General features: G+C 68.4%; 18 protein-coding genes and 2 pseudogenes. 15 read left to right on the forward strand and 5 right to left on the reverse strand.

Features of this window, described 5'->3' with window-relative positions:
• The first annotated feature begins 152 nt into the window (after positions 1 to 152).
• Positions 153 to 959 carry a helix-turn-helix domain-containing protein gene (locus RIF23_RS02540; protein WP_310910682.1) on the forward strand — a complete coding sequence of 269 codons (807 nt, stop codon included), beginning with the start codon at positions 153 to 155 and terminating at the stop codon, positions 957 to 959.
• Between the two features lie 11 nt (positions 960 to 970).
• Here RIF23_RS02540 and pdxR read toward each other — a convergent pair whose 3' ends face one another.
• The gene (pdxR, locus tag RIF23_RS02545; protein WP_310910683.1) at positions 971 to 2,482 is read right to left on the reverse strand and encodes a MocR-like pyridoxine biosynthesis transcription factor PdxR; all 1,512 of its coding nucleotides are present in this window, start codon (positions 2,480 to 2,482) and stop codon (positions 971 to 973) included.
• A 79-nt stretch (positions 2,483 to 2,561) separates the two neighbouring features.
• On the opposite strand from pdxR, the gene RIF23_RS02550 reads away from it, so the two are divergent.
• The 6 genes and pseudogenes from RIF23_RS02550 (at position 2,562) to alc (ending at position 7,260) form a co-directional block, all read left to right on the forward strand.
• Positions 2,562 to 3,173: a LysE family translocator gene (locus RIF23_RS02550; RefSeq protein ID WP_310910684.1), complete on the forward strand. Its 612-nt coding sequence runs from the start codon at positions 2,562 to 2,564 to the stop codon at positions 3,171 to 3,173.
• Between the two features lie 56 nt (positions 3,174 to 3,229).
• Complete coding sequence (locus tag RIF23_RS02555; protein ID WP_310910685.1) at positions 3,230 to 3,994, forward strand: B3/B4 domain-containing protein; 765 nt, start codon at positions 3,230 to 3,232, stop codon at positions 3,992 to 3,994.
• Between the two features lie 148 nt (positions 3,995 to 4,142).
• Positions 4,143 to 4,385 (forward strand): annotated as a pseudogene (locus RIF23_RS20750) (acyl-CoA thioesterase domain-containing protein); the annotation flags it as partial.
• Entirely contained in the window at positions 4,383 to 4,865 is a 483-nt protein-coding gene (locus tag RIF23_RS20755) for a thioesterase family protein (protein WP_407659384.1), read from the forward strand. The pseudogene RIF23_RS20750 and the gene RIF23_RS20755, both read left to right, overlap by 3 nt.
• A gap of 145 nt (positions 4,866 to 5,010) precedes the next feature.
• Positions 5,011 to 6,027 carry a LysR family transcriptional regulator gene (locus tag RIF23_RS02565; protein ID WP_310910687.1) on the forward strand — a complete coding sequence of 339 codons (1,017 nt, stop codon included), beginning with the start codon at positions 5,011 to 5,013 and terminating at the stop codon, positions 6,025 to 6,027.
• Positions 6,028 to 6,123: 96 nt separating this feature from the next.
• The gene (gene alc / locus RIF23_RS02570) at positions 6,124 to 7,260 is read left to right on the forward strand and encodes an allantoicase (RefSeq protein ID WP_310910688.1); all 1,137 of its coding nucleotides are present in this window, start codon (positions 6,124 to 6,126) and stop codon (positions 7,258 to 7,260) included.
• Positions 7,261 to 7,486: 226 nt separating this feature from the next.
• On the opposite strand, the gene RIF23_RS02575 is transcribed toward alc, so the two are convergent.
• Positions 7,487 to 8,128 (reverse strand): hypothetical protein, encoded by a 642-nt coding sequence (locus RIF23_RS02575; RefSeq protein WP_310910689.1) that lies wholly within the window; start codon positions 8,126 to 8,128, stop codon positions 7,487 to 7,489.
• 688 nt (positions 8,129 to 8,816) lie between these two features.
• Here RIF23_RS02575 and RIF23_RS20760 point away from each other — a divergent pair.
• The 8 genes and pseudogenes from RIF23_RS20760 to RIF23_RS02610 form a co-directional block, all read left to right on the forward strand.
• Positions 8,817 to 9,218: pseudogene (locus RIF23_RS20760) on the forward strand (transposase); the annotation flags it as partial.
• Positions 9,219 to 9,433: 215 nt separating this feature from the next.
• Positions 9,434 to 10,399, forward strand: coding sequence for a terpene synthase family protein (locus RIF23_RS02580; RefSeq protein ID WP_310910690.1), 966 nt, complete (start codon positions 9,434 to 9,436; stop codon positions 10,397 to 10,399).
• A 247-nt stretch (positions 10,400 to 10,646) separates the two neighbouring features.
• Positions 10,647 to 10,886, forward strand: coding sequence for a hypothetical protein (locus RIF23_RS02585; RefSeq protein ID WP_310910691.1), 240 nt, complete (start codon positions 10,647 to 10,649; stop codon positions 10,884 to 10,886).
• A 196-nt stretch (positions 10,887 to 11,082) separates the two neighbouring features.
• Positions 11,083 to 11,673: a DUF1648 domain-containing protein gene (locus RIF23_RS02590; RefSeq protein WP_310910692.1), complete on the forward strand. Its 591-nt coding sequence runs from the start codon at positions 11,083 to 11,085 to the stop codon at positions 11,671 to 11,673.
• A 584-nt stretch (positions 11,674 to 12,257) separates the two neighbouring features.
• Positions 12,258 to 13,832, forward strand: a complete 1,575-nt coding sequence (locus RIF23_RS02595) for an ABC transporter substrate-binding protein (RefSeq protein WP_310910693.1) — start codon at positions 12,258 to 12,260, stop codon at positions 13,830 to 13,832.
• Between the two features lie 37 nt (positions 13,833 to 13,869).
• A complete protein-coding gene (locus RIF23_RS02600; RefSeq protein WP_310911216.1) occupies positions 13,870 to 14,820 on the forward strand; it encodes an ABC transporter permease in 951 nt (316 codons plus the stop codon).
• On the forward strand, positions 14,817 to 15,740 hold the full coding sequence (locus tag RIF23_RS02605) for an ABC transporter permease (protein WP_310910694.1): 924 nt from the start codon (positions 14,817 to 14,819) through the stop codon (positions 15,738 to 15,740). The genes RIF23_RS02600 and RIF23_RS02605 overlap by 4 nt, the downstream gene beginning before the upstream one ends.
• A 5-nt stretch (positions 15,741 to 15,745) precedes the next feature.
• Positions 15,746 to 17,434: an ABC transporter ATP-binding protein gene (locus tag RIF23_RS02610; RefSeq protein ID WP_407659358.1), complete on the forward strand. Its 1,689-nt coding sequence runs from the start codon at positions 15,746 to 15,748 to the stop codon at positions 17,432 to 17,434.
• 63 nt (positions 17,435 to 17,497) lie between these two features.
• Here RIF23_RS02610 and RIF23_RS02615 read toward each other — a convergent pair whose 3' ends face one another.
• From RIF23_RS02615 to RIF23_RS02625, 3 genes are read right to left on the reverse strand one after another with little or no spacing between them, the layout of a single operon-like run.
• Positions 17,498 to 18,370 (reverse strand): metal ABC transporter permease, encoded by an 873-nt coding sequence (locus RIF23_RS02615; RefSeq protein ID WP_310911218.1) that lies wholly within the window; start codon positions 18,368 to 18,370, stop codon positions 17,498 to 17,500.
• Complete coding sequence (locus RIF23_RS02620) at positions 18,370 to 19,119, reverse strand: metal ABC transporter ATP-binding protein (RefSeq protein ID WP_310910695.1); 750 nt, start codon at positions 19,117 to 19,119, stop codon at positions 18,370 to 18,372. The genes RIF23_RS02615 and RIF23_RS02620 overlap by 1 nt, the downstream gene beginning before the upstream one ends.
• Positions 19,116 to 20,048, reverse strand: coding sequence for a metal ABC transporter substrate-binding protein (locus tag RIF23_RS02625; protein WP_310910696.1), 933 nt, complete (start codon positions 20,046 to 20,048; stop codon positions 19,116 to 19,118). Before RIF23_RS02625 ends, RIF23_RS02620 begins: the two co-directional genes overlap by 4 nt.
• Positions 20,049 to 20,142: the final 94 nt, after the last annotated feature.

A 20,142-nucleotide genomic window follows, 5' to 3' on the forward strand; every position in this document is an offset into this window, starting at 1 on the left:
CGGCGTCCCGGGTGTTCTGGATCGGTCCGGCGGGACGGTTCGACGGTACCGAAGCGGCCTGTCGAGGACCATACCGCTGGCCCGTTTAGGTTCCCCCTCGGCGGGGACGGTGGCCGTTGGTTGGTGTGTCCTGGGCGGCTAAGCTGGCGCGGGTGACCAGTGCCCAGCAATCGCAGGTGGGTGCCCTGGTGCGCGAGTGGCGCACCCGGCGCCGACTGAGCCAGTTGGATCTCGCGTTGCGCACCGGGGTGTCCAGCCGGCACGTGAGTTTCGTGGAGACCGGGCGGACCCGACCCAGCCGGCAGATGCTGCTGCGGCTGGCCGAGGAGCTGGAGATCCCGTTGCGGGAACGCAACCACCTACTGCTGGGGGGCGGGTTCGCGCCGGTGTATCCGGAACGCAGTCTGGACGCGCCGGAGCTGGCGCCGGTGCGGGACGCGGTGCGGCAAGTGTTGACCGGGCACAGTCCCTATCCGGCGGTGGCGGTGGATCGGCACTTCAACGCGGTGGAGACCAACCGTGCCGCGCGATGGCTGCTGACCGAGGGGGTGGCCGCTGACCTGCTGGAACCGCCGGTGAACACGCTGCGGTGCAGTCTGCATCCGCGGGGGTTTGCGCCCCGGGTGGCGAACCTGGGTGAGTGGCGAGCGCACCTGCTGGGGCGGCTGCGGCGCCAGGTGCATGTGACGGGTGACGAACAGCTGGGGGCTCTGTATACGGAACTGCGGGAGCTGCCGTGCACTCAGGAGGAGCCGGAGGTGGAGCTTCCGGGGCCGGGTGATGTGGTGGTTCCGCTGCGGCTGCGCCACGAGGATCGGGAGTTGTCGTTCTTCACGACGCTGGCGGTGATCGGGACCCCGCTGGATGTCACGGCGGCGGAGATCATGATCGAGTCGTTCTTTCCCGCCGACGCGGCGACGGCGCGTTTCTTGCAAGAGTTCCATCTGCCGCTGGAGTGAGGCGGGCGGGGTTATCGCGGACGGCCGGGGTGGGACAGCAGGCCGCCCACGACGGCGAGGCCCTCGGTGATGGCGCTGGTTCCGGCGGCGGCGTAGCCCAGCACCAGGCCGGGTGGTCCCGGTCGTTGCCGGTGCCAGGACAGGGGCTGGACCTTCACACCGTGCTGGAGTGCCGCCGTGGCGAGGTCGACGTCCGAGCCGTGCTCGGCGATGTGGTCCTCGGTGAGGGTGAGGGTCAGGTGCAGCCCCGCGGCGGCTCCGTGGATGTGCGCGTCGGGCAGGTGCTGGCGTACCGCGCTGAGCATGGCGTCGCGGCGGCGGCGGTGGCGACGTCGCAGGAGCCGCAGCTGGCGTTCCATCTCGCCCGACTCCAAAAACCGGGCCAGGGTGAGCTGCGGGAGGGTGGCGCTGCCCAGGTCGCTACAGCGTTTGGCTTCCACCAGCTCCGCTTGGTAGCAGGGTGGGGCGATGAGCCAGCCCAGCCTCAGGGCGGGGGCCAGTAGCTTGGACACGCTGCCGGTGTAGCAGACCCGGTGGGGCAGCGCCGCGTGCAGGGCGGGCACGGGTGGGCGATCGTAGCGGTGCTCGGCGTCATAGTCGTCTTCCACGATGAGGCCACCGTCGGCGGCCCAGGCCAGCAGCTGGCGACGGCGTGGACCGGACAGTACGACCCCGGTGGGGAACTGGTGGGCGGGGGTCAGCAGGACGCTGGTGGCTCCGTGGGCGCGCAGTTGTTCGGGCTGGATTCCGTGGGCGTCGACGGCGACCGGCGGCGTGTGTAGCTGCCAGTGGTGGAGATGCTGGCGGGCACCGAGGGAGCCAGGGTCTTCGACGGCGATGTGGGTGTGGCCGCGCCGGGTGAGAATCTGGGCGATCAGGCTCAGGGACTGGGCCACCCCGGAGACGATGAGGATCTCCTCGGGGGTGGTGCGGATTCCGCGGGTGCGGGCGAGCCAGTGGGTGACGGCCCGGCGCAGCCGGGGATGGCCGCGCGGGTCGGCGTAGCCGAGGTCGTGGGGGTTGAGGTCGCTGAGCACGGCCCGTTCTGCGCGCAGCCAGGCGGTGCGGGGAAAGGCAGCCAGGTCGCAGTTGCCTGGGGTGAGGTCGGTGTGGGCCGGTGCGGCACGCAGGAACTCGAACACGGCGCTGGTTGTGGGCCTGCTGAAGAGGTGCTGCGGGGGCCGCTCCGGTTCGGGTTCCGGGGGCGCGGAGTGTGGTGCTGTGGGTGGGGTGGCCACAACGACGGTGCCGTTGCGGCCGCGTCCGGAGAGACAGCCGTCCTCGGCCAGGCGTTGGTAGGCCTCAGTGACCAGCCCCCGGGACACGCCGAGTTCGGTGGCGAGGACGCGGGTGGCGGGCAGGCGGGTGCCCAGGGGCAGCCGACCGTCACTGATGGCGTTGCGTAGCTGTTGCGTCAGCCAGTCGGTTCGGGTTCCGGGGGCGACGGTGGCGATGTCGAGAGTGAGGAAGTCCACCCCAGCCGGATTGGTCCCCTCATTACGTCCCTGATTGGACCTGTCCATAGGTCCAAAGTAGCGCCAGTGTGGGTGGGGCCGGCGCGTGTGTGGGGCCGGTGGGACACGGCCGACGACGGGGGCAGGTGTGTACGGCGAGTTTCTGGTCACGACGCTGGTTGTGGTGGCCATTCCGGGCAGCGGGGTGCTGTACACGATCGCGGTGGGGCTGAGTCGTGGGGGTGCGATGAGTGCGCTGGCCGCGCTCGGATGCAGCCTGGGGGTGGTTCCGCACCTGGCGCTGGCGGTGAGTGGACTGGCGGCGGTGGTGCACACCAGTCCTGTGGTCTACCGAACCGTCACCTACCTGGGGGTGGCCTACCTGCTCTATGTGGCCTGGAGCACGCTGCGAGCACGGGGTGCGGTGGCGGGCAGCGAGCACGCCACCCCGGCCGCGGCGGGGCGGGTGGTGGTGACCGCGGTGGCGGTTAACCTCCTCAACCCGAAGCTCACCCTGTTCTTCCTGGCGTTCCTTCCGCAGTTCGTTCCGGCGGGGGCTCCCGACGCCGCAGTGCGCATGGCGGGGCTGGGTGGGGTGTTTATTGCGGTGACACTGGTCGTGTTCCTGGGCTACGGACGGTTCGCCGCGGTGCTGCGCCGCCATGTCGTTACCCGCCCGCTGGCCATGACCTGGATACGTCGGGTTTGTGCGGTGACGTTTGTCGCGCTGGCGCTGCGGCTCGCGGTGGCCCAGCCGTGACGGGTCCCGCCCGTGCCGGCGACATGTCGCGTGGATCGTGTGGAGAGGAGGCGGACATGGCCGAGTTTCGGCACTCCGCCCAGCTGTGGCAGCAGTTTCCCGAGCTGGTGGCCGGGGTGGTGCGGAGTACAGGCATCGACGCAACGGGCAAGCAGGGGGCGGGGGTGGACATGGCCGCGGTGGCGGATCTGGTGTGCGACGGTGAGGCGCGGGCTCGACGGCGGCTGTCCGTCGAGCCGGAGAGCAGCTGGCCACAGATCCGTGCCTGGCGCGGGGCCTTTACCCGAATGGGAGAGAAGCCCACCCGCTACCGGTGTGCGGCCGAGGCGCTACTACGACGGCTGCGGCGGGCCCCGGAGGGACTGCCCCGAATCCACCCGCTGGTCGACGTGTGTAACGCTCTGTCGGTGGCGTTCGGAATCCCGGTGGCTGCGGTGGACCTGGATGCGGTGCACGGCAACCTGGTGGTGGGGCACGCCGACGGTACCGAGGTCTACCGGGATCTGGCTGGGGCGGTGACCCGTCCGGCGGCCGGGGAGGTGATTTTTGCGGACGACGCGGCCCGTGCCCACGCGCGGCGCTGGACCCACCGACAAAGCGGGGACTCGATGCTGCGGGACGACAGTTCGACGGTGCTGGTGGTCGCCGAGGCCCTGCACGTCGACGCGGAGGCGGAGGTGTCGCAGCTCCTCGCCGAGTTGACCCAGCACCTGCGCACGGCATGGTCGTGTGTGCCCCAGGCCAGCCTGCTCAGCCCACAGACGCCGCGATTCGATCTTGGAGCCCCGACGGAAGACAGCCCCCAGCGCACGCTTACCTGAGACGTAATTGCTTGCGTGCAGGAACTGGGGTGCACTGAATCCGGACCGATTCCAGCATCGAGGAGCAGCAGTGACCGGCATCAGCCCCCACCCATTCGACGAGGACACGGCCGCGGACAAGGTCGCCGACGGGCACTACCAGACCAGCGTGTCCGACCGTTGGTCGGCGATGACCGGCAACGCCAACGGGGGATATCTCGTGGCGCTGACGCTACGCACCCTGGGCGAGCAGATCACCCACCCGGACCCCCTCTCGGTGGCCACGTTCTTCCAGCGTCCCGGGGTCCCCGGTCCCGCTGAGCTCTACACCGAGGTGGCCCGGGAGGGTCGACGGTTGAGCACGGGCGAGGCGCGACTGTACCAGCAGGGAAAGGAGCTGGTGCGCACCGTGGCGCACTTCGGTGATTTGCGCTCGGCCTCCGGTCCCGAGCACGCGATCACCGCCGCACCTCAGCTGCCCCCGCCCGAGGAGTGTGTTGATCCGCTCGCGGAGGCGACCCTGGGGGAAATGTCCATCGTTGAGCAGGTGGAGTACCGAACCGCGGAGCCGGTGGGGTTCATGCACGGCTCCCCCAGCGGTGTGCCGCGCGGCGAGTTCTGGATGCGGTTGCGGGGAGATCGGGAGCCGGACCTGCTGTCGCTCGCCTTCCTGGTGGACGCGGCGGCACCGATCGTGCTGGAGCTGGGCGAAACCGCGGCGCCGACCCTGGAGCTGACCACCCACCTGCGGGATCGACCGACGTCGGCTTGGCTGGCCTGTCGGGTGGAGACCCGGCATGTCACCAAGGGGTTCCACGAGGAGGACTTCGAGATCTGGGACGCGACCGGCCGGCTGGTCGCCCAGTCCCGTCAGCTCGCCATGTTCGCCTGAGGAGCGCAGCTGGGAGCTGTCGGGTCATGGCCCAGATGTGTACGGACAGTACGGACACAGCCCGACAGCCCGGCCAATGCGACATACCTGCCTAACCTGACAACCGCAGCTCCGCCATGTTCCCGTTTCTCTTTAGTATGACTACATGAATGACTGGGATCTTCGGCGACTGCGGGTGTTGCGGGCCGTGCGGGACCAGGCGAGTGTGCGGGCCGCGGCGGAGGTACTGCGCATGACCCCCTCGGCGGTGTCGCAGCAGCTGTCCGCGCTGGCGCGGGCCACTGGCGTCACTCTGGTGGAGTCGCACGGGCGCTCGGTGCGGCTCACCGATGCCGCGCACGTCGTCCTGCGGCACGCGGACGCGGTTTTCGCGCAGCTGGAGCAGGCCGAGGCCGAGCTGCTCAGCTACGGGGCGGGCCGGGCCGGCACGGTGAATGTGGCCGCGTTCGCCACCGCCGTGCCGCGGCTGGTGGTGCCCGCGGTGCAGGAGCTGCGCCGGTACCAGCCGGAGTTGCGGGTGCGGGTGCGCGAAAGTGAGGCGGGCGCCGTCTACGGGCTGCTGGGCCGTGGGGAAGTGGACCTTGGCTTGTCCCTGGCTGCGCATGCCCCGCGGGCCCGCGACGGCGAATTCGAACGCCTGGTGCTGCTGGCCGATCCGCTGCATGTGGCCCTGCCCAGTGACCATCGACTGGCCCGGCTTCCCGGGCTGCGCCTGGCCGACCTTGCCGAGGAGCCCTGGATCGTGGGGGACAGTGGCCCCTGGCGCGAGATCACCGAGGCGGCCTGCGCCCAGGCCGGGTTCACTCCGGACCAGGCACATGCCGCCACGGACTGGCCGGCCATTTTCGCGCTGGTGGGCGCTGGGCTCGGGGTGGCACTGGTGCCGCAGCTGGCCGCCGGGCACGGCCCCGGGGTGACGGTGCGGCGGCTGGAGGCCGACCGGCCACACCGGCATGTGGTTGCGGTGGTGCGTGCCGGAGCCTGGGCTCGGCCCCAGCTCGTGCGGGTGTTGCGTGCCCTGGAGAACGCCGCCGCACACAGTTGGAGTGCCGGCACGTCGGGCACCGCACCCACAGCGGAGGTGGCAGAGATGGCAGACGTGGCGGGGATGGTGGGCACGCCGGTGGAGCACACGCGCGACACGTCCACCGGCGACTCATAAGTATTGCTGAACATTCCGTTCGAGATTATGAGATAGACGTAACGGGTTGGGTTTGGCACGGTTGAGGTGGCCCCATCGTCCATCCGAAGGAGTATCGTGACCGAACCGCAGTTGGCCGCGAGCAGCACCGGCGACGCCCAGCCCTACGCGGGCGGCGACCCCTTCGCCGACTACCGCAGCGAGCACCACCCGTTCACCGCCCTGGTGGATCTGGCCGACCGGCGGCTGGGGGGTGCGGTCCTCGCGGCCAACGACGAGTTCTTCGCCGACCGAGAGAACCTGCTACGCCCGGAACCTCCCCAGTTCGATCCGCACGCCTTCGGCAACAAGGGCAAAATCATGGACGGCTGGGAAACCCGCCGCCGCCGCGGCGCGGACGGAACCCGACCGCACGTCAGTGCGGACGACCACGACTGGGCACTGATCCGGCTGGCCCTGCCCGGGATCGTGCGCGGAGTCATCGTGGACACCGCCCACTTCCGCGGCAACTACCCCCCGCGGGTGAGCGTCGAGGCCGCCCACGTCCCGGGCACGCCCTCCGTGCAGGACCTCCTCTCCCCCGAGGTCACCTGGACCGAGATCGTCCCCCCGGCGGCGGTGCGGGGGCACGCCGCCAACGGCTTCCCGGTCACCGAGGAGCGACCCTGGACCCACCTGCGGCTCAACCAGTACCCCGATGGGGGCATCGCCCGACTGCGGGTGCACGGTGACGCCACGCCGGATCCGACCTGGCTGGCCGCGCTGGACAGCTTCGACCTCGCGGCTGTCGAGCACGGCGGGCGCGCCGAAGACGCCTCGGACGCGTTCTTCTCCCCGCCGAACAACATCATCCTGCCGGGCCGCTCCCGCAAGATGGAGGACGGCTGGGAGAACCGGCGCCGGCGCGACCTGGGCAACGACTGGGTGCGGCTACGCCTGGCCGCACACGGCGCGATCCGGGCGGTGGAGGTGGACACCAGCTACTACCTGGGCAACGCCGCGGGCTGGCTCACCCTCTCCACCTGCGACGCCACCACGAACAACCCGGAGGATCCGGCCAGCTGGAGCCCGGTGCTGGAACGGGTGACGCTCCAGCCGGACGCGGTGCACCGCTTCCCGCTGGACACGGCGGCCACGGCCACCCACGTACGCGCCGAGGTGTTTCCCGACGGAGGCATCGCCCGGCTGCGCTGCTTCGGCAGCCTCACCGCGACGGGACGGGCAGACCTGGAGCGCCGCGCCGCACACACGTGAGCCGCGGGGCGACCACATGGGGCCAGCGCGGCGACATCGTGCGCGGGACGGACGCGCTGGCCCCACCCACCGGGTGTGGCCCCCATCGGCCTTTCCTCGCCCCCATCGACTTCTCCTGACCTCCATAGTGTGGGGGGCCGCCCCCAGGCGTGATAGGCGCCTCGAAGCCACCCAGACCCGACGGACGGCGACGGGCCGCCACGTGGACCTATACGGCGGGATGTGCTTAGCCCGGTGGGCTCCGGGGCGTGTAGTCGACCTGGAAGAAGCCACGCACCCCACGCGTGATTCCCAGATTGTGCCCGAGGATCGCCGGCGGGTCAGTGCGGATTGTGATGGCGACGTCATCGCGGGGGCCACGGTTGGGGTCGTAGACCCGAACCACCGTGGAGGTGTTCTGCTCCGTGTAGGCGTAGGCGAGCACCTGGTGGTTGTGCCGCAGCTGGGCCGGAGCCGCCCCCGCCACGGTCACCAGACCCAGCGGCACCGGCACACCGCGTATCAGGAGATTCGCAATCGACGGCCACTGCCCCCGAATGGTCCGTACCGCGGCCTGGGCGTCGTTGAGCAGCATCCAGCGGTAGTAGCCGAGCACCCCCGGAGCCGAACACCACGAGTCGACGATCCGGCGCACAATGTAGCCGTAGAGCGCATCGTCGCGCCCGGGACGGGTGCAGGGCGCGGGCCAGCGGACGTGGAAATAGTCGGCGGCCACAAACACCATGCCGCCACACAGCCCGTTACCCGCATTGCCGATGCCGACACGTCCCACCGGGGTGGCCAGCCGGACCGCAGGCTGTCTCGGCCAGGAGTTGACAAACCCCAGCCCATGCCGTGACGGCAGGAACAGGTCGTCGGCAGTCCGCATTCCGGGACTCCTCGTACTCCTTGACCGACACACTCTCACTGACGATCACTCACTGTGGCGACTCGGACTCCTCATTACCACCGTACCGCGCTGATCCCCGCGGCCACGGATTACCCGAGCTTGCCGCCCCGACGCTGATGAGCTCAGGGTCCCGCGCCACGGTGGCAGCCTCCGCAGACCAGGTAGACGCAGCGCCCCAGCGCTCGACCTCAGTGACAGTCGGGAAATTCGTTGAGGGGAGGTGACTGGCTGCGTGATCTGCGGATTCGCCTGCGGATACAAGGAAGCTCCTGGTAGAGCCATGGGTGTCGAATCCATACGGCTTGACCAGGAACTTCGATGCCATTCGACCGCATCGGCACACGGGCGCGCGACCGTTTCCCAGCGATCTCTCCCACGCCGAGTGGAAGGTGCTCGCTCCGCTGCTGCCCCGGACCACGCGCCGAGGACGCCCCTGCCGGCACTCGGCCCGCGCGATCGCCAACGCGATCCGGTTCCTGGTGCGCAGAAGCCCGTCTACTGGTACTTCCACCGTCGGGCCGCCCAGGGCACGGTCCACCGCCTGCACTCCGTGCTGCGCCACCGCGTCCGGCCGGGCCGCGACCCCCACCCGAGCGCGGCGATCATCGACTCCCAATCGGTGTGCGGCGCCGACACCGTCCCCACGTCCTCGTGAGGCTGGGACAACGGCACGAAGGTCAACGGCCGCATGCGCCACCTCGCTGTCGACGTGCTCGGGTTGGTGCTCGCAGTGGTCATCACCCCGGCCAACGCCCAAGACCGCGACGCGGCCAGACCGCCCCTCGCCCGCATCGCCGCTGCGTCCCCGACTACGAACGCCTGCCCGCCCATCACGAGGCCATGCTTCTGTGGGCCACCACCAGCCACATGCGCAAACGACTCACCTGATCAGAATTTCCCGACTGTCACTGAGGATCTGACTCGCGATACAGGCACACCGCGCGTTCGCACAGCTCACCGGGGTATTTTCTCGGCGCTGGCACAACAACTTCCTTCCTCGGTATGCCTGCGAGCAGACCAGACTTGGAAGTCTCCGGACAACCAGGGGAAGCTCAATGCGCAGGTGTGAGGATCGACGGTGGCATGGAAGGTTGTTGGGTGGTTAAGGTCGAACTGGTGGGGCCCGCTTTATAGGGAGCGGGTCGAGGCAAAAGAGGCGATGGATGGACCTACCTGGTACAGACGCGTGATTCCAGTCAGATCTGGAGTACGGAGCGGCGCAGGGCTGCTTTGCTTGTTTCGGTGTCCTCGATTCGATGAAGGCGCAAAGCGGGAGACCTGGCTATGCAAAACATTGACTTCCCGTTTCCTTCCTCCCCGCGGCGCAGCTGGGACCTTGAGGCAGCGCACGAGCGGGACCTGCAATGGGTCACCTCCTGGGGGCTGGTCGACACCAACCAGGCCCTGCACCGGTACCGGAAATGGGGAATAGGAGCCCTCGCGGCCCATGCCTTTCCAGAGGCGGTTGGCCCAGACCTGGAACTAGGGGCCAATGCTCTGGGCTGGTTCACCCTGTTCGACGATCAATTTGACGGTCCGGTCGGTGAACAGCCCAAGGAAGTCGTCAACATCTGCCATGACTTGCTGGGCGTCCTCAACGGGCAGCACACTCACCTTGACGGCCCCTTTCGTGCGTTGGCCGGAGCACTCCGCGACCTGTGGGAACGCAGCACGCACGGCATGTCGGACGCTTGGTGCGGGAGGTTCCACCGGAGTTGGGAGTTGACCTTCGCTGGTTTCGTCCAGGAGGCCGAGGACCGTGTAAGACATGCGGCCCCTGACCTCTCATCCTATTTCCACAAACGAGTTCGGAGCTTGGGCACGTACCTGTGGTGTGCCCTCGTGGAACGGCTGGAGGAGTGCCCCGTCCCGGAACGGGCATGGGAATTTCCTGCCTTGGGTGAGCTACAGTACCTGCACGGTGAGCTCTGCGTCATGGTCAACGATGTCTTTTCCCTTGACCGGGAGACGGACCTAGGCGACGTTGACGGGAATCTAATCTCCTTGCTGTGTCAGGACCGAAGTATCACTGTCCCACAAGCAGTCGCGGAACTGATGCCTCTCGCCGAGCGAACGATTCAGGCGATAAACCAACATCAGGCCCGACTGCCGAACATCGGGGATCGGCTCCGATTGTCTGCTGAGGAGCGGGCGCGACTGACGCACTATGCCACGTGCCTGGCCGCAATGAGCCGCGGCAACTACGACTGGAGTCGGCAGACTCTGCGCTACCGGGCCGCCGACGCATAGCGCGACACGGAGGTTCTACTGAGGTTTTCTTGGTTCTGTGGGTATGAAGTGCTGGATTGTGTGAGCATCGCGGCATGTCCCTCACTACTAGGTCGTGTGGAGTTCAAGTCAGGAGTTTGGTTGATCGTCTGCGCCTAGGCTGGGAGGCTTGATAGATCCTGAGTCATGGTGCGAGGCGATCTCACCGACGAACAATGGGCCCTGATCGAACCCCTTTTCCAGAACGGCCGCTGTCAAGGTTGCGGGAGTGCGTGTCGAACTGGACCTTTCGGACGCGATCGACTTCGCCGCCGAACGCAAGCGGTTGGAAAAGGATCTGGCCGAGACCGAGAAGCGTAAGGCATCTGCCGAAGCGCAGCTAGCCAACTCCTCGTTCACCAGCAAGGCCCCGGAAACGGTCGTGGAGCACGTCCGTACCCGGCTCACGGAAACCGAAGCCGAGATCGCGCGGATCAGCAACCAGCTCGCTGCACTTCCCCAGCCCTAACTCTCGTCAATGTGCAGTGCGTACGCACTGCACAGGCGTGTCGTTTGTTACCAACGTGCCCGAACCCCACAGGCCACTCCGGTGCGGGTGGGCAGGCCCGCGACCCGGCCCCATCCCAGGACCAGCCCCACATGGGGGCGGTAGCCTGTACGGGACCCCGGGCAGCCCGGGGAAGGGAACGGAGACAGCGCCTGGCATGCCCACCTCGACTACGCCGACGTCCTACCAGCCTCCGGCCTACCCGCGCGGACACCTGTTGGCCGGAGTGGGTGTCCTGCTGGCCCAGCTCGGCACCGGCATCGCCGTGTATCCGCACCTGCCCGAGGAGATCCCCCGGCACTTTTCCGCCAGCGGGGCGGTGACCCTGACCGCGACCACCCCGCTGTCCGCGTTCGGCCCGGTGCTCATCTACGCGGCGCTGCTGGCGCTGTTCGCAGCAGCGACACGACTGGTGCTACACACCCTCCCCCGCGACCACCCGGATGCTCCGCCGCCGCTGCGGGACGGCAAGCTGAACCGGCCTGCCACCCGCGCCGATGCAGCCCGCGGGGCCATCGCCCTGATGGCCACCGCCTGGATCGTTGGGCTGGTGTTCGCCCTGGCCAGTGCCGGAGTGTGGTTTCCCGGGGCGGTCGGATACGCCCCCTGGTTCCTGCCGGTCCTGCTGGTGCTGCTTGCCGCGACACTGATCCCCAGCGGCGTGGCCCTCTACGCCCGGTGGCGGGAGCGGCGCGATGGGTCATCCGGTGTCGACAGCGGCACCAGCGATGGTGGCGAACGACTGTAGTCGCGCACGCCGCACAGCTCGGTGTCCCGGCCAGCACGGTGTCCAGGTTCCAACCCATCCGCCCGTGCGGGGCGGGGCGTGCGAGTCCCCGCGGGACAAGCGGTCCGGTCAGGCTTGTCCCCAGCAGCGCCGGCGAGCGGCGCTGACTCGGGGCGAGGTCGATACGCCGTGCGCACGCATCGGGCTGCTCGGCGGATCCGAAAGTCGCCATCGGCACAACCCAAGCAGTACCCGTAGCCGGGTGGAGCGTCCTCTGGTCGGTGCCGGTCACGGCCGATGGTGATGCGGCGTGGATGGTGCCCTCCAGGCCTGCGGGGCGGGAGGTAACCAACGGACCAACCAACCGCAACGCCATAACTGATCATCCAGTTGAATCGCTGCGCTGGCAACACGCTTTGATTACCGACGTGTGGCGGTTCCGTTACACATCTAAAGATGAGTTGAAATGCAGGGAAACCTGCCTTCAGACTCGATGATCGTGCCGAGACCACCAGTGCCCCCCAGGCACGATATTGCGATTCTCGCATTGACTTGGGGGTTGGCGTCGGACACATGCCCTGTACCCGAGCCTGTTGAGGTGAACCGTGCCAAGAGGCCATACCGATTCCGTCGCGCCGTCTCCCCCCGGGTGGGCCCGCCCCCGCCTCGCGGCGACCGCGGCCGCGGGTCTTGCCGTGACCCTGCTCGCCACCGGCTGCGGCACCGATGCCGACGAGACCGGGGACGCCACCCTGAGCGTCGGCGTAGCCGGGGGATCCGCGTCGGACACCATCGATGGCCACATCGCGGTCGACAACACCGACATCGCGCGGACCTTCGCGCTGTACGACACCCTGACGGAGTTCAGCGACGACTTCACTGTCCAGATGGCTCTCGCGGAATCGGTGGAGCCCAACGAGGACGCCACCGAGTGGACCGTCACGCTGCGCGAGGACCTGCACTTCTCCGACGGTGAACCCATCACCGCCGACGACGTCGCCTTCTCGATGGAACGCATCATCGACCCGGATGATCCCAAGACCGGGGCGACCGCGCTGGACGGGTTGAACCCCGAGGAGATCGAGGTCGTTGACGAGCGCACGGTCACGCTCGGCTTCGACGACGGATTCGTACACCTGCCGGAGATCCTGGCGGAGTACTACAACGCCATCGTGCCCGAGGGCTACGACCCGGACGAGCCAGTGAGCTCGGGTCCGTTTGCCTACGAGAGCTTCGAGCCGGGCGAGCGCAGTGTGTTCGTACGTAACGAGCACTACTGGCGCGAGGACCAGCCCCAGATCGAGGAGCTGGAGATCGTCAACTTCCCGGACGACACCTCCCGCGTCAACGCTCTCATCGGTGGGCAGGTCGATGTGATCAGTCAGGTGCCGCACGCGCAGATCGACACGATCGCCTCCGACACCGACCTGGAGATCCTGGAGTCCGAGACTGGGATGTGGCTGCCGTTCACCATGCGGGTGGACCGTGAGCCCTTCGACGACGTGCGGGTGCGGCAGGCCTTTCGCTTGATCGTGGACCGTGAGGAGATGGTCGAGCAGGCGCTGTCCGGCTACGGCACCGTCGCCAACGACCTCTACTCGCCCTACGACCCGGCCTACGCCGAGGACATCCCACAGCGGGAACAGGACATCGACGAGGCCCGGGAACTGCTGGCCGAGGCCGGCTACGAGGACGACCTCACCGTGGAGCTGGTGACCGGTCCCATCAACACCGGCGCGGTGGAGTCCGCACAGGTGTTTGCGGAGCAGGCCGCCGAGGCCGGGGTGACCGTCGAGCTGCGCGAGGTTACCTCCGAGGAGTTCTACGGCGACAACTACCTGGAGTGGGACTTCGCCCAGGACTTCTGGGGGACCCGCAACTACATGTCCCAGGCGGCCCAGGGCACCATGCCCGACGCACCGTTCAACGAGACGCACTGGGACCACGAGGAGTGGACGGAGCTGGTCGAGGAGGCCAAGGGCACCGTCGACGACGAGGAGCGCGCCGAGCTGTTGCGTGCCGCCCAGGAGATCGAGCACGAAGAGGGTGGCCTCATCGTGTGGGGCTTCGTCAACCTCGTGGACGCCCACCACAGCGACGTGCAGGGATTCGAGGAGTCGGCGACGGGACACCCGCTGACCTCCTACGGTTTCCACCGCGTGCAGATCGATGGCTCCTGAGGCTGGCGTTCGGGCCGGCCGGTCCGAACGCAGTGCGCTGCTGCGTCTCGTGGCCGGCCGGCTCCTGCTGGGACTGCTGACCCTGTGGGCCGTGTCGGTGGTGGTGTTCCTGGCCACGCAGGCGCTTCCGGGTGATGCAGCCCGGTCGGTGCTCGGCCGGGAGGCCACCCCGGAGCGGCTCGACGCGCTGCGTGAGCAACTCAATTTGTACGACCCGCTAGCGGTCCAGTACGGCAAATGGCTGGTGGGGGTGCTCACCCTGGACTTCGGGGTCTCCTTCGCCAACCAGGCGCCGGTGGCCGAGTACCTCGCCCCCAGGATCGCGAACTCCCTGTGGCTGATGGGCATCGCCGCAGTGGTCGCCACCCCGGTGGCGCTGTTCCTCGGCGCCTACAGCGCGGTGCGGCGCGACCGGGTCGTCGACCACGCCACCTCCCTGGCCACGCTGGTGATGGCCTCCCTGCCGGAGTTCGTGGTGGGGATCTGTCTGATCCTGCTGTTGTCCACGGGATGGCTGAGCCTGTTCCCACCCGTGTTCGGCGGGGACTCCGGGCAGGTGTGGGCCAGCCCGGGGGAGCTGGTGCTTCCCGTGCTCACCCTGGCAATCGCGGTGAGTCCACCGATCGTTCGGATGATGCGGGCCTCGATGATCGAGGTGCTGGAAAGCGAGTATGTGCAACAGGCCCGGCTCAAGGGCCTCCCGGAACGTGTGGTGCTGCTGCGGCACGCCGCGCCCAACGCCATCGGACCCGTCGCGCAGGTCATCGCCCTACAGCTGGCATGGCTGGCCGGCGGCGTGGTGGCCGTGGAGTTCCTGTTCCGGTTCCCCGGGGTGGGGCTGGCACTCATGGACGCGGTCCAGGGGCGTGATGTGCCGATGGTGCAGGCTGTGGTGCTGCTGATCGCCGCGGTCTACATCCTGGTCAACCTGCTTGCCGACATCGTGGGCCTGGCCGCCAACCCGAAGGTGAGGGTTCGCTCCGCATGAGTGTTCGCAATGTTCGCAGTGTTCGCACCAATGCCGACCCATCACCGGCGGCGCAGAGTGCAGACCCCGTCGAGACCTCCCGGCCCATCGGCCTGTTCCGCACCGCCTGGGGCCACGGCCGCACCAAGGTCGGTCTCGGACTGGTTGCGACCGTGGTCGCAATCGCTGTCTTCGGTCCGCTGCTGAGTCCGCACACACCCACCGAATTCGTGGGCCCGCCCAACCAGTCCCAGGTGGACGGGCTGCTGTTCGGCACCGATGATGTCGGCCGAGACGTGTGGAGCCGGTTCCTCAACGGCGGGCTCACCCTGCTGCTGCTGTCCCTGTCGGCGGCGCTGGGGGGCGTTGCCGTCGGCGCGCTGCTGGGGATCGTCGCCGGCTACCGCCGCGGTTGGCTCGACAACACCATCATGCGGACCAACGACGTCGTTCTGGCCTTTCCCCAGCTGATCGCCGCCCTGTTGGTCGTCTCGATCATCGGGCCGCGGGTCTGGCTGATCGTGATCGTGGTCGCCATCACCCACGCACCACGGGTGGCGCGCGTGATCCGCGAAGCCACCCTGCGGGTGGTCGAACAGGACTTCATCAAGGCAGCGGAGTCGATCGGGGTCGCGCGGTGGCGCATCATGCTGCGCGAGATCCTGCCCAACATCACCAGCCCACTCCTGGTGGAGCTGGGGCTGCGCCTGACCTACTCCATCGGTCTCGTGGCGGTGCTGGGATTCCTGGGAATGGGGATGGAACCGCCCACACCCGACTGGGGCATGATGATCAACGAGAACCGGCTGGCGATCACCATCCAGCCGTGGGCGGTGGCGCTGCCCGTGGCTGCGATCGCCGTGCTGACCATCGGCGCCAACCTGGTCACCGACGGTCTGTCCAGAGCGGCGATCGGGATCGACCGAGGAGTGCAGGAGTGAGCCCCGTGACCAGCCAGACATCACGCGCCGGGACCGGCGACACCGGCGACACCGCCCCGGAGATCCTGCTGGACTGTGCGGACGTCACCGTGGTTGGCCACCCATCTGCGGTGGAGATCATCAGCGAGGTGTCACTGAAGGTACGTCGCGGACAGATCCTAGGCCTGGTGGGTGAGTCCGGCTCGGGCAAGACCACCCTGGGTCTGGCCCTGCTGGCGCACCAGAAGCGCGCCACAACGATCTCCGCTGGTGAGATCACTGTGGGCGAGCACCAGCTGCTGGGGCGGGACGAGCGTACGGTGCGGCAGCTGCGAGGGCGGGCCGTGGCCTACATCCCGCAGTCGCCCGCCTCGGCACTGAACCCGGCCCTGCGCCTACGCACCCAGCTCCAGGAGGCACTGGGTTCGGCCGGCGCCGACGGTCGGCTACCGGAGGGCACCACGATCGAGACGCGGGTGCGGGAGGTGCTGCGGGAAGTGGCCCTGCCCGACGACGACGTCTTCCTGAACCGCTACCCGCACCAGCTCTCCGGGGGCCAGCAGCAGCGGGTGGCGATCGCGATGGCGTTCATCGGCTACCCGGAGCTGATTGTTCTCGACGAACCCACCACCGGGCTGGACGTGACCACCCAGGCCCACGTGTTGGACACGATCCGCGCGATGACCGGCGAGTACGGAGTCTCGGGTGTGTACATCAGCCACGACATGGCGGTGGTAAGCCAGCTCTCCGACGAGATCGCGGTGATGTACCGGGGGGAGCTGGTTGAGCAGGGGCCGGCCCGGTCGCTGCTGCGCGATCCCCAGCACGCCTACACCCGACGGCTGTTGGCGGCGGTGCCGCGGCTGCACACCGACGGGGCACCGGACCCGTACCTGGACGGCGGGACCGTCCCGGCCCGAAGCCGCAGCGTGACCGACTCCGCTGAACACGACGCGGATTCGATGCCGCTGCTACGGGTGCGGGATCTTGCCGCCCGGTACGGACGCACCACAGTGCTGCACGACATCAATCTGGATGTGCATCGCGGTGAGTGTGTGGCACTGCTGGGTGAGTCCGGCTCGGGCAAGACCACCCTGTCCCGGGCGGTCGTGGGCCTGCATCGGCAGTTCTCCGGGCAGCTCCAGCTGGACGGTCAGCCCCTGGCGACCTCCAGCTACCGCCGGGACTGTACCCAGCGTCGCCGGGTCCAGTACATCTTCCAGAACCCCTACGAGGCCCTCAATCCGCGGCAGCGGGTCAGTGAGCTGATTCTGCGGCCGCTGCGGCACCTGTGCGGGCGCGTGGAGGATCCGGAGCGGGTGGTGGCCGCGTCCCTGGAGCAGGTTTCCCTGCCGGCACGCTACGCCTCCCGGTTTCCCGACCAGCTCAGTGGCGGTGAACGTCAACGTGTGTCCATCGCGCGCGCCATCGCCACCCAGCCGGATCTGCTGATCTGTGACGAGATCACCTCCGCGCTGGATGTGTCGGTGCAGGCCGCGATCGTGGACGTGCTGCGCTCGCTGCAACAGGAGGGGTTGGCCCTGCTGTTCGTCACCCACAACATCGCGCTGGTCAGCAACGTCGCCCAGCGGGTGGCCGTACTCAACACCGGGGAGATCGTCGAACACGGTCCGGTGGCCGAGGTGCTGGCCCAGCCCAGTCACCCCTACACCCGGGCTCTCATCGCCGATGCGCCAAGCTTTGAGGCGGCCTGACGGCGGGATCGTCCCCGCCCACGCCGGGCCGCCGGCCGCAGCTGATCGTATGCGTTCCTTCGATCAGGTGGCCCCGGCCCGGTCGGGGCGGCGGCGCGCCGCCAGGCGCCACAGCACCCCGCGTTGTGGCGCCGCCAGATAGGCCAGGGTGAAGGCGGCGGTCTGGGCGAGAACGATGGTGCCTCCCGTGGCGAGGTTGGCGTGGAAGCTGACGTAGGTGCCGATGATCGCGGCCAGGACCGCGATCGCTACCGCGATCAGCAGCATCCGCTCGAAGGAGTTGGTGAGCAGGTAGGCGGTCGCGCCGGGAATGATCACCATCGCCACCACGAGGATGATGCCGACGGCTTGCAGTGCGATCACCACAGTGAGGGCGAGCAGCCCCAGCAGCAGCGTCTCCAGCCGGCGGGGACTCAGCCCGATGGCGTGGGCGTGGGTGCGGTCGAAGGCGAACAGGGTCAGGTCACGGTGTTTGAGAAGCACGACCACGCCCACGACCGCGGCCATAACCAGCACCTGCACGATGTCGGAGTTGGAGACACCCAGCACATTGCCGAACAGGATGTGAAACAGGTCGGTCTGGCTGGGAATCCGGGAGATCAGCACCACCCCGAGGGCGAACAGGGCGGTGAACACGACCCCGATGGCGGCATCCTCCTTCACTCGGGAGGTGCGGCTCACCGCCCCGATGAGGGCAACCGAGCCCGCACCGAACACGAGAGCACCCACGGCGAAGGGAAGCCCCAACACATAGGCCAGAACCACCCCCGGCAGTACCGCATGCGAGACCGCGTCTCCCAACAGGGACCAGCCCAGCAGGGTGATCCAGCAGGACAGCACGGCACAGGCGGCCCCGGCGACCACGGCAACCAGGAGGGCCCGCCACATGAAGTCGAAGGTCAGGGGGGTGACGATCCAGGCGATGAGCTGGTCCATCACGGCTGGGCCCCCAGGGGGGCGGTGGGAACCGTGAAGATTCCGGCGAGGTGTTCGGAGGTGAGTACCGTCTGGGGCGGACCGTGAGCCAGCAGGCACTGGTGGAGCAGGGCGACCTCGTCACACAGGGTCGTGAGGTTACCGAGGTCGTGGGTGGAGACCACGACAGTGTGCCCGGTGGCGGCCAGGTCCCGCAACACCATGGTGAGGGTGTGCTGGGAGCGGGCGTCCACCCCGGCGAAGGGCTCGTCCAGCAGGAGAACTGCGGCCCCCTGGGCGATCGCGCGGGCCACGAAGGCCCGTTTGCGCTGGCCCCCCGAGAGCTCGCCGATCTGACGGTGGGCCAATTCCCGCAGGCCGAGACGGTCAAGTCCGTTGTCGACGGCCGCGTGGTCACCGGTGCGGGGACGTCGGGTGATCCCCATGTGTGCGTAGCGGCCCATCATGACCATGTCGCGCACCCGGACCGGGAAACTCCAGTCCACGCGCTCGGCCTGAGGGACATAGGCCACCAGGCCCTGGCTGCGGGCCCGGGACGGAGGCTGACCGTGCAGGGCGACCGTTCCGGAGCTCAGCGGGACCAGCCCGGTCAGTGCCCCGAAGAAGCTGGACTTACCCGAGCCGTTGGCCCCGATCAGTCCACAGATGCGGCCCGGCCCCACGGTCAGGCTGACCTCGGTCAGAGCCTGCACCTCGCCGTAGCGGACGGTGACCCGGTCCGCGGCCACGGCCGGGGGGACGGTGGTCATTGTGCCTCCAGTCCGTCAGCGATCGCCTCGGCGTTGTGCTCCAGCATGTCCAGATAGGTGGGTACCGGCCCGTCGGGCTCGGACAGGGAGTCGACGTAGAGTTCCGTACCAAGCTCGGCTCCGGTCTCTTGGGCGACCTGTCGTTGGGCGCTGTCGTTGACTGTGGACTCGCAGAAGACGGTGGGGACGTTGTTGTCGGAGACGAACTCCACGACGTCGGCGATCTGTTGTGGCGTGCCCTCGGTTTCGGCGTTGACCGGCCACAGGTAGTGCTCGGTGAGTCCCACGTCGCGTGCCAGGTAAGAGAAGGCGCCTTCGCAGGTGACCAGGGCGCGGTGCTGCTCGGGGATCTCCTCCAGCCGCTCGGTCAGGCCGGTGGCGATCGTCTCCAGCTGCTCGTGGTAGGTCTCGGCGTTGGCCTCGATGTCTGACTCAGCCTGGGGAGCCAGGTCGATCAGGGCCGCGGCGATATTGTCAACATAGACGTGTCCGTTGTGCACGGACATCCAGGTGTGGGGGTTGGCTTCGCCCTCGTGGTCTCCGGAGGCGATGGGGATCTCCTCGATCCCGTCGGTCACGGTGACGCTGGGGGCGTCCACCCGGTCGGTGAACTGGTCGAACCAGGCTTCCAAGCCCAGCCCGTTGTCCAGGATCAGATCGGCGTCCTGGCCGCGGACGAGGTCGTCGGGGGTGGGTTCGTAGCCGTGGATCTCCGCGCCGACGCGGGTGATCGATTCGACGTGGACCGCGTCCCCGCCCACCGCTTCGGCCATGTCCGCGAGCACGGTGAAGGTTGTGAGCACGGTGGGGCGCTCGGAGGGGTCGTCCTCGGTTTCTGCCGGGGCCGCGCCACACGCGGCGACCGTGGTGAGTCCGACAACGACGACTCCCCACTGCTTTACGTTGGCCCAATCTCCTTTGTTAGCCACGCCAAACTTTTTATCACACCAGGGGCGAGCGAACGAGCCCCACCGGAGGCCAACGGCCTCTGCCAACCCCCGCGGTGGCCGCATTTGGCCAGGC

Origin of the sequence: Lipingzhangella rawalii (assembly GCF_031628175.1) — a bacterium.
GTDB classification, from domain to species: Bacteria; Actinomycetota; Actinomycetes; order Streptosporangiales; family Streptosporangiaceae; genus Lipingzhangella_A; species Lipingzhangella_A rawalii.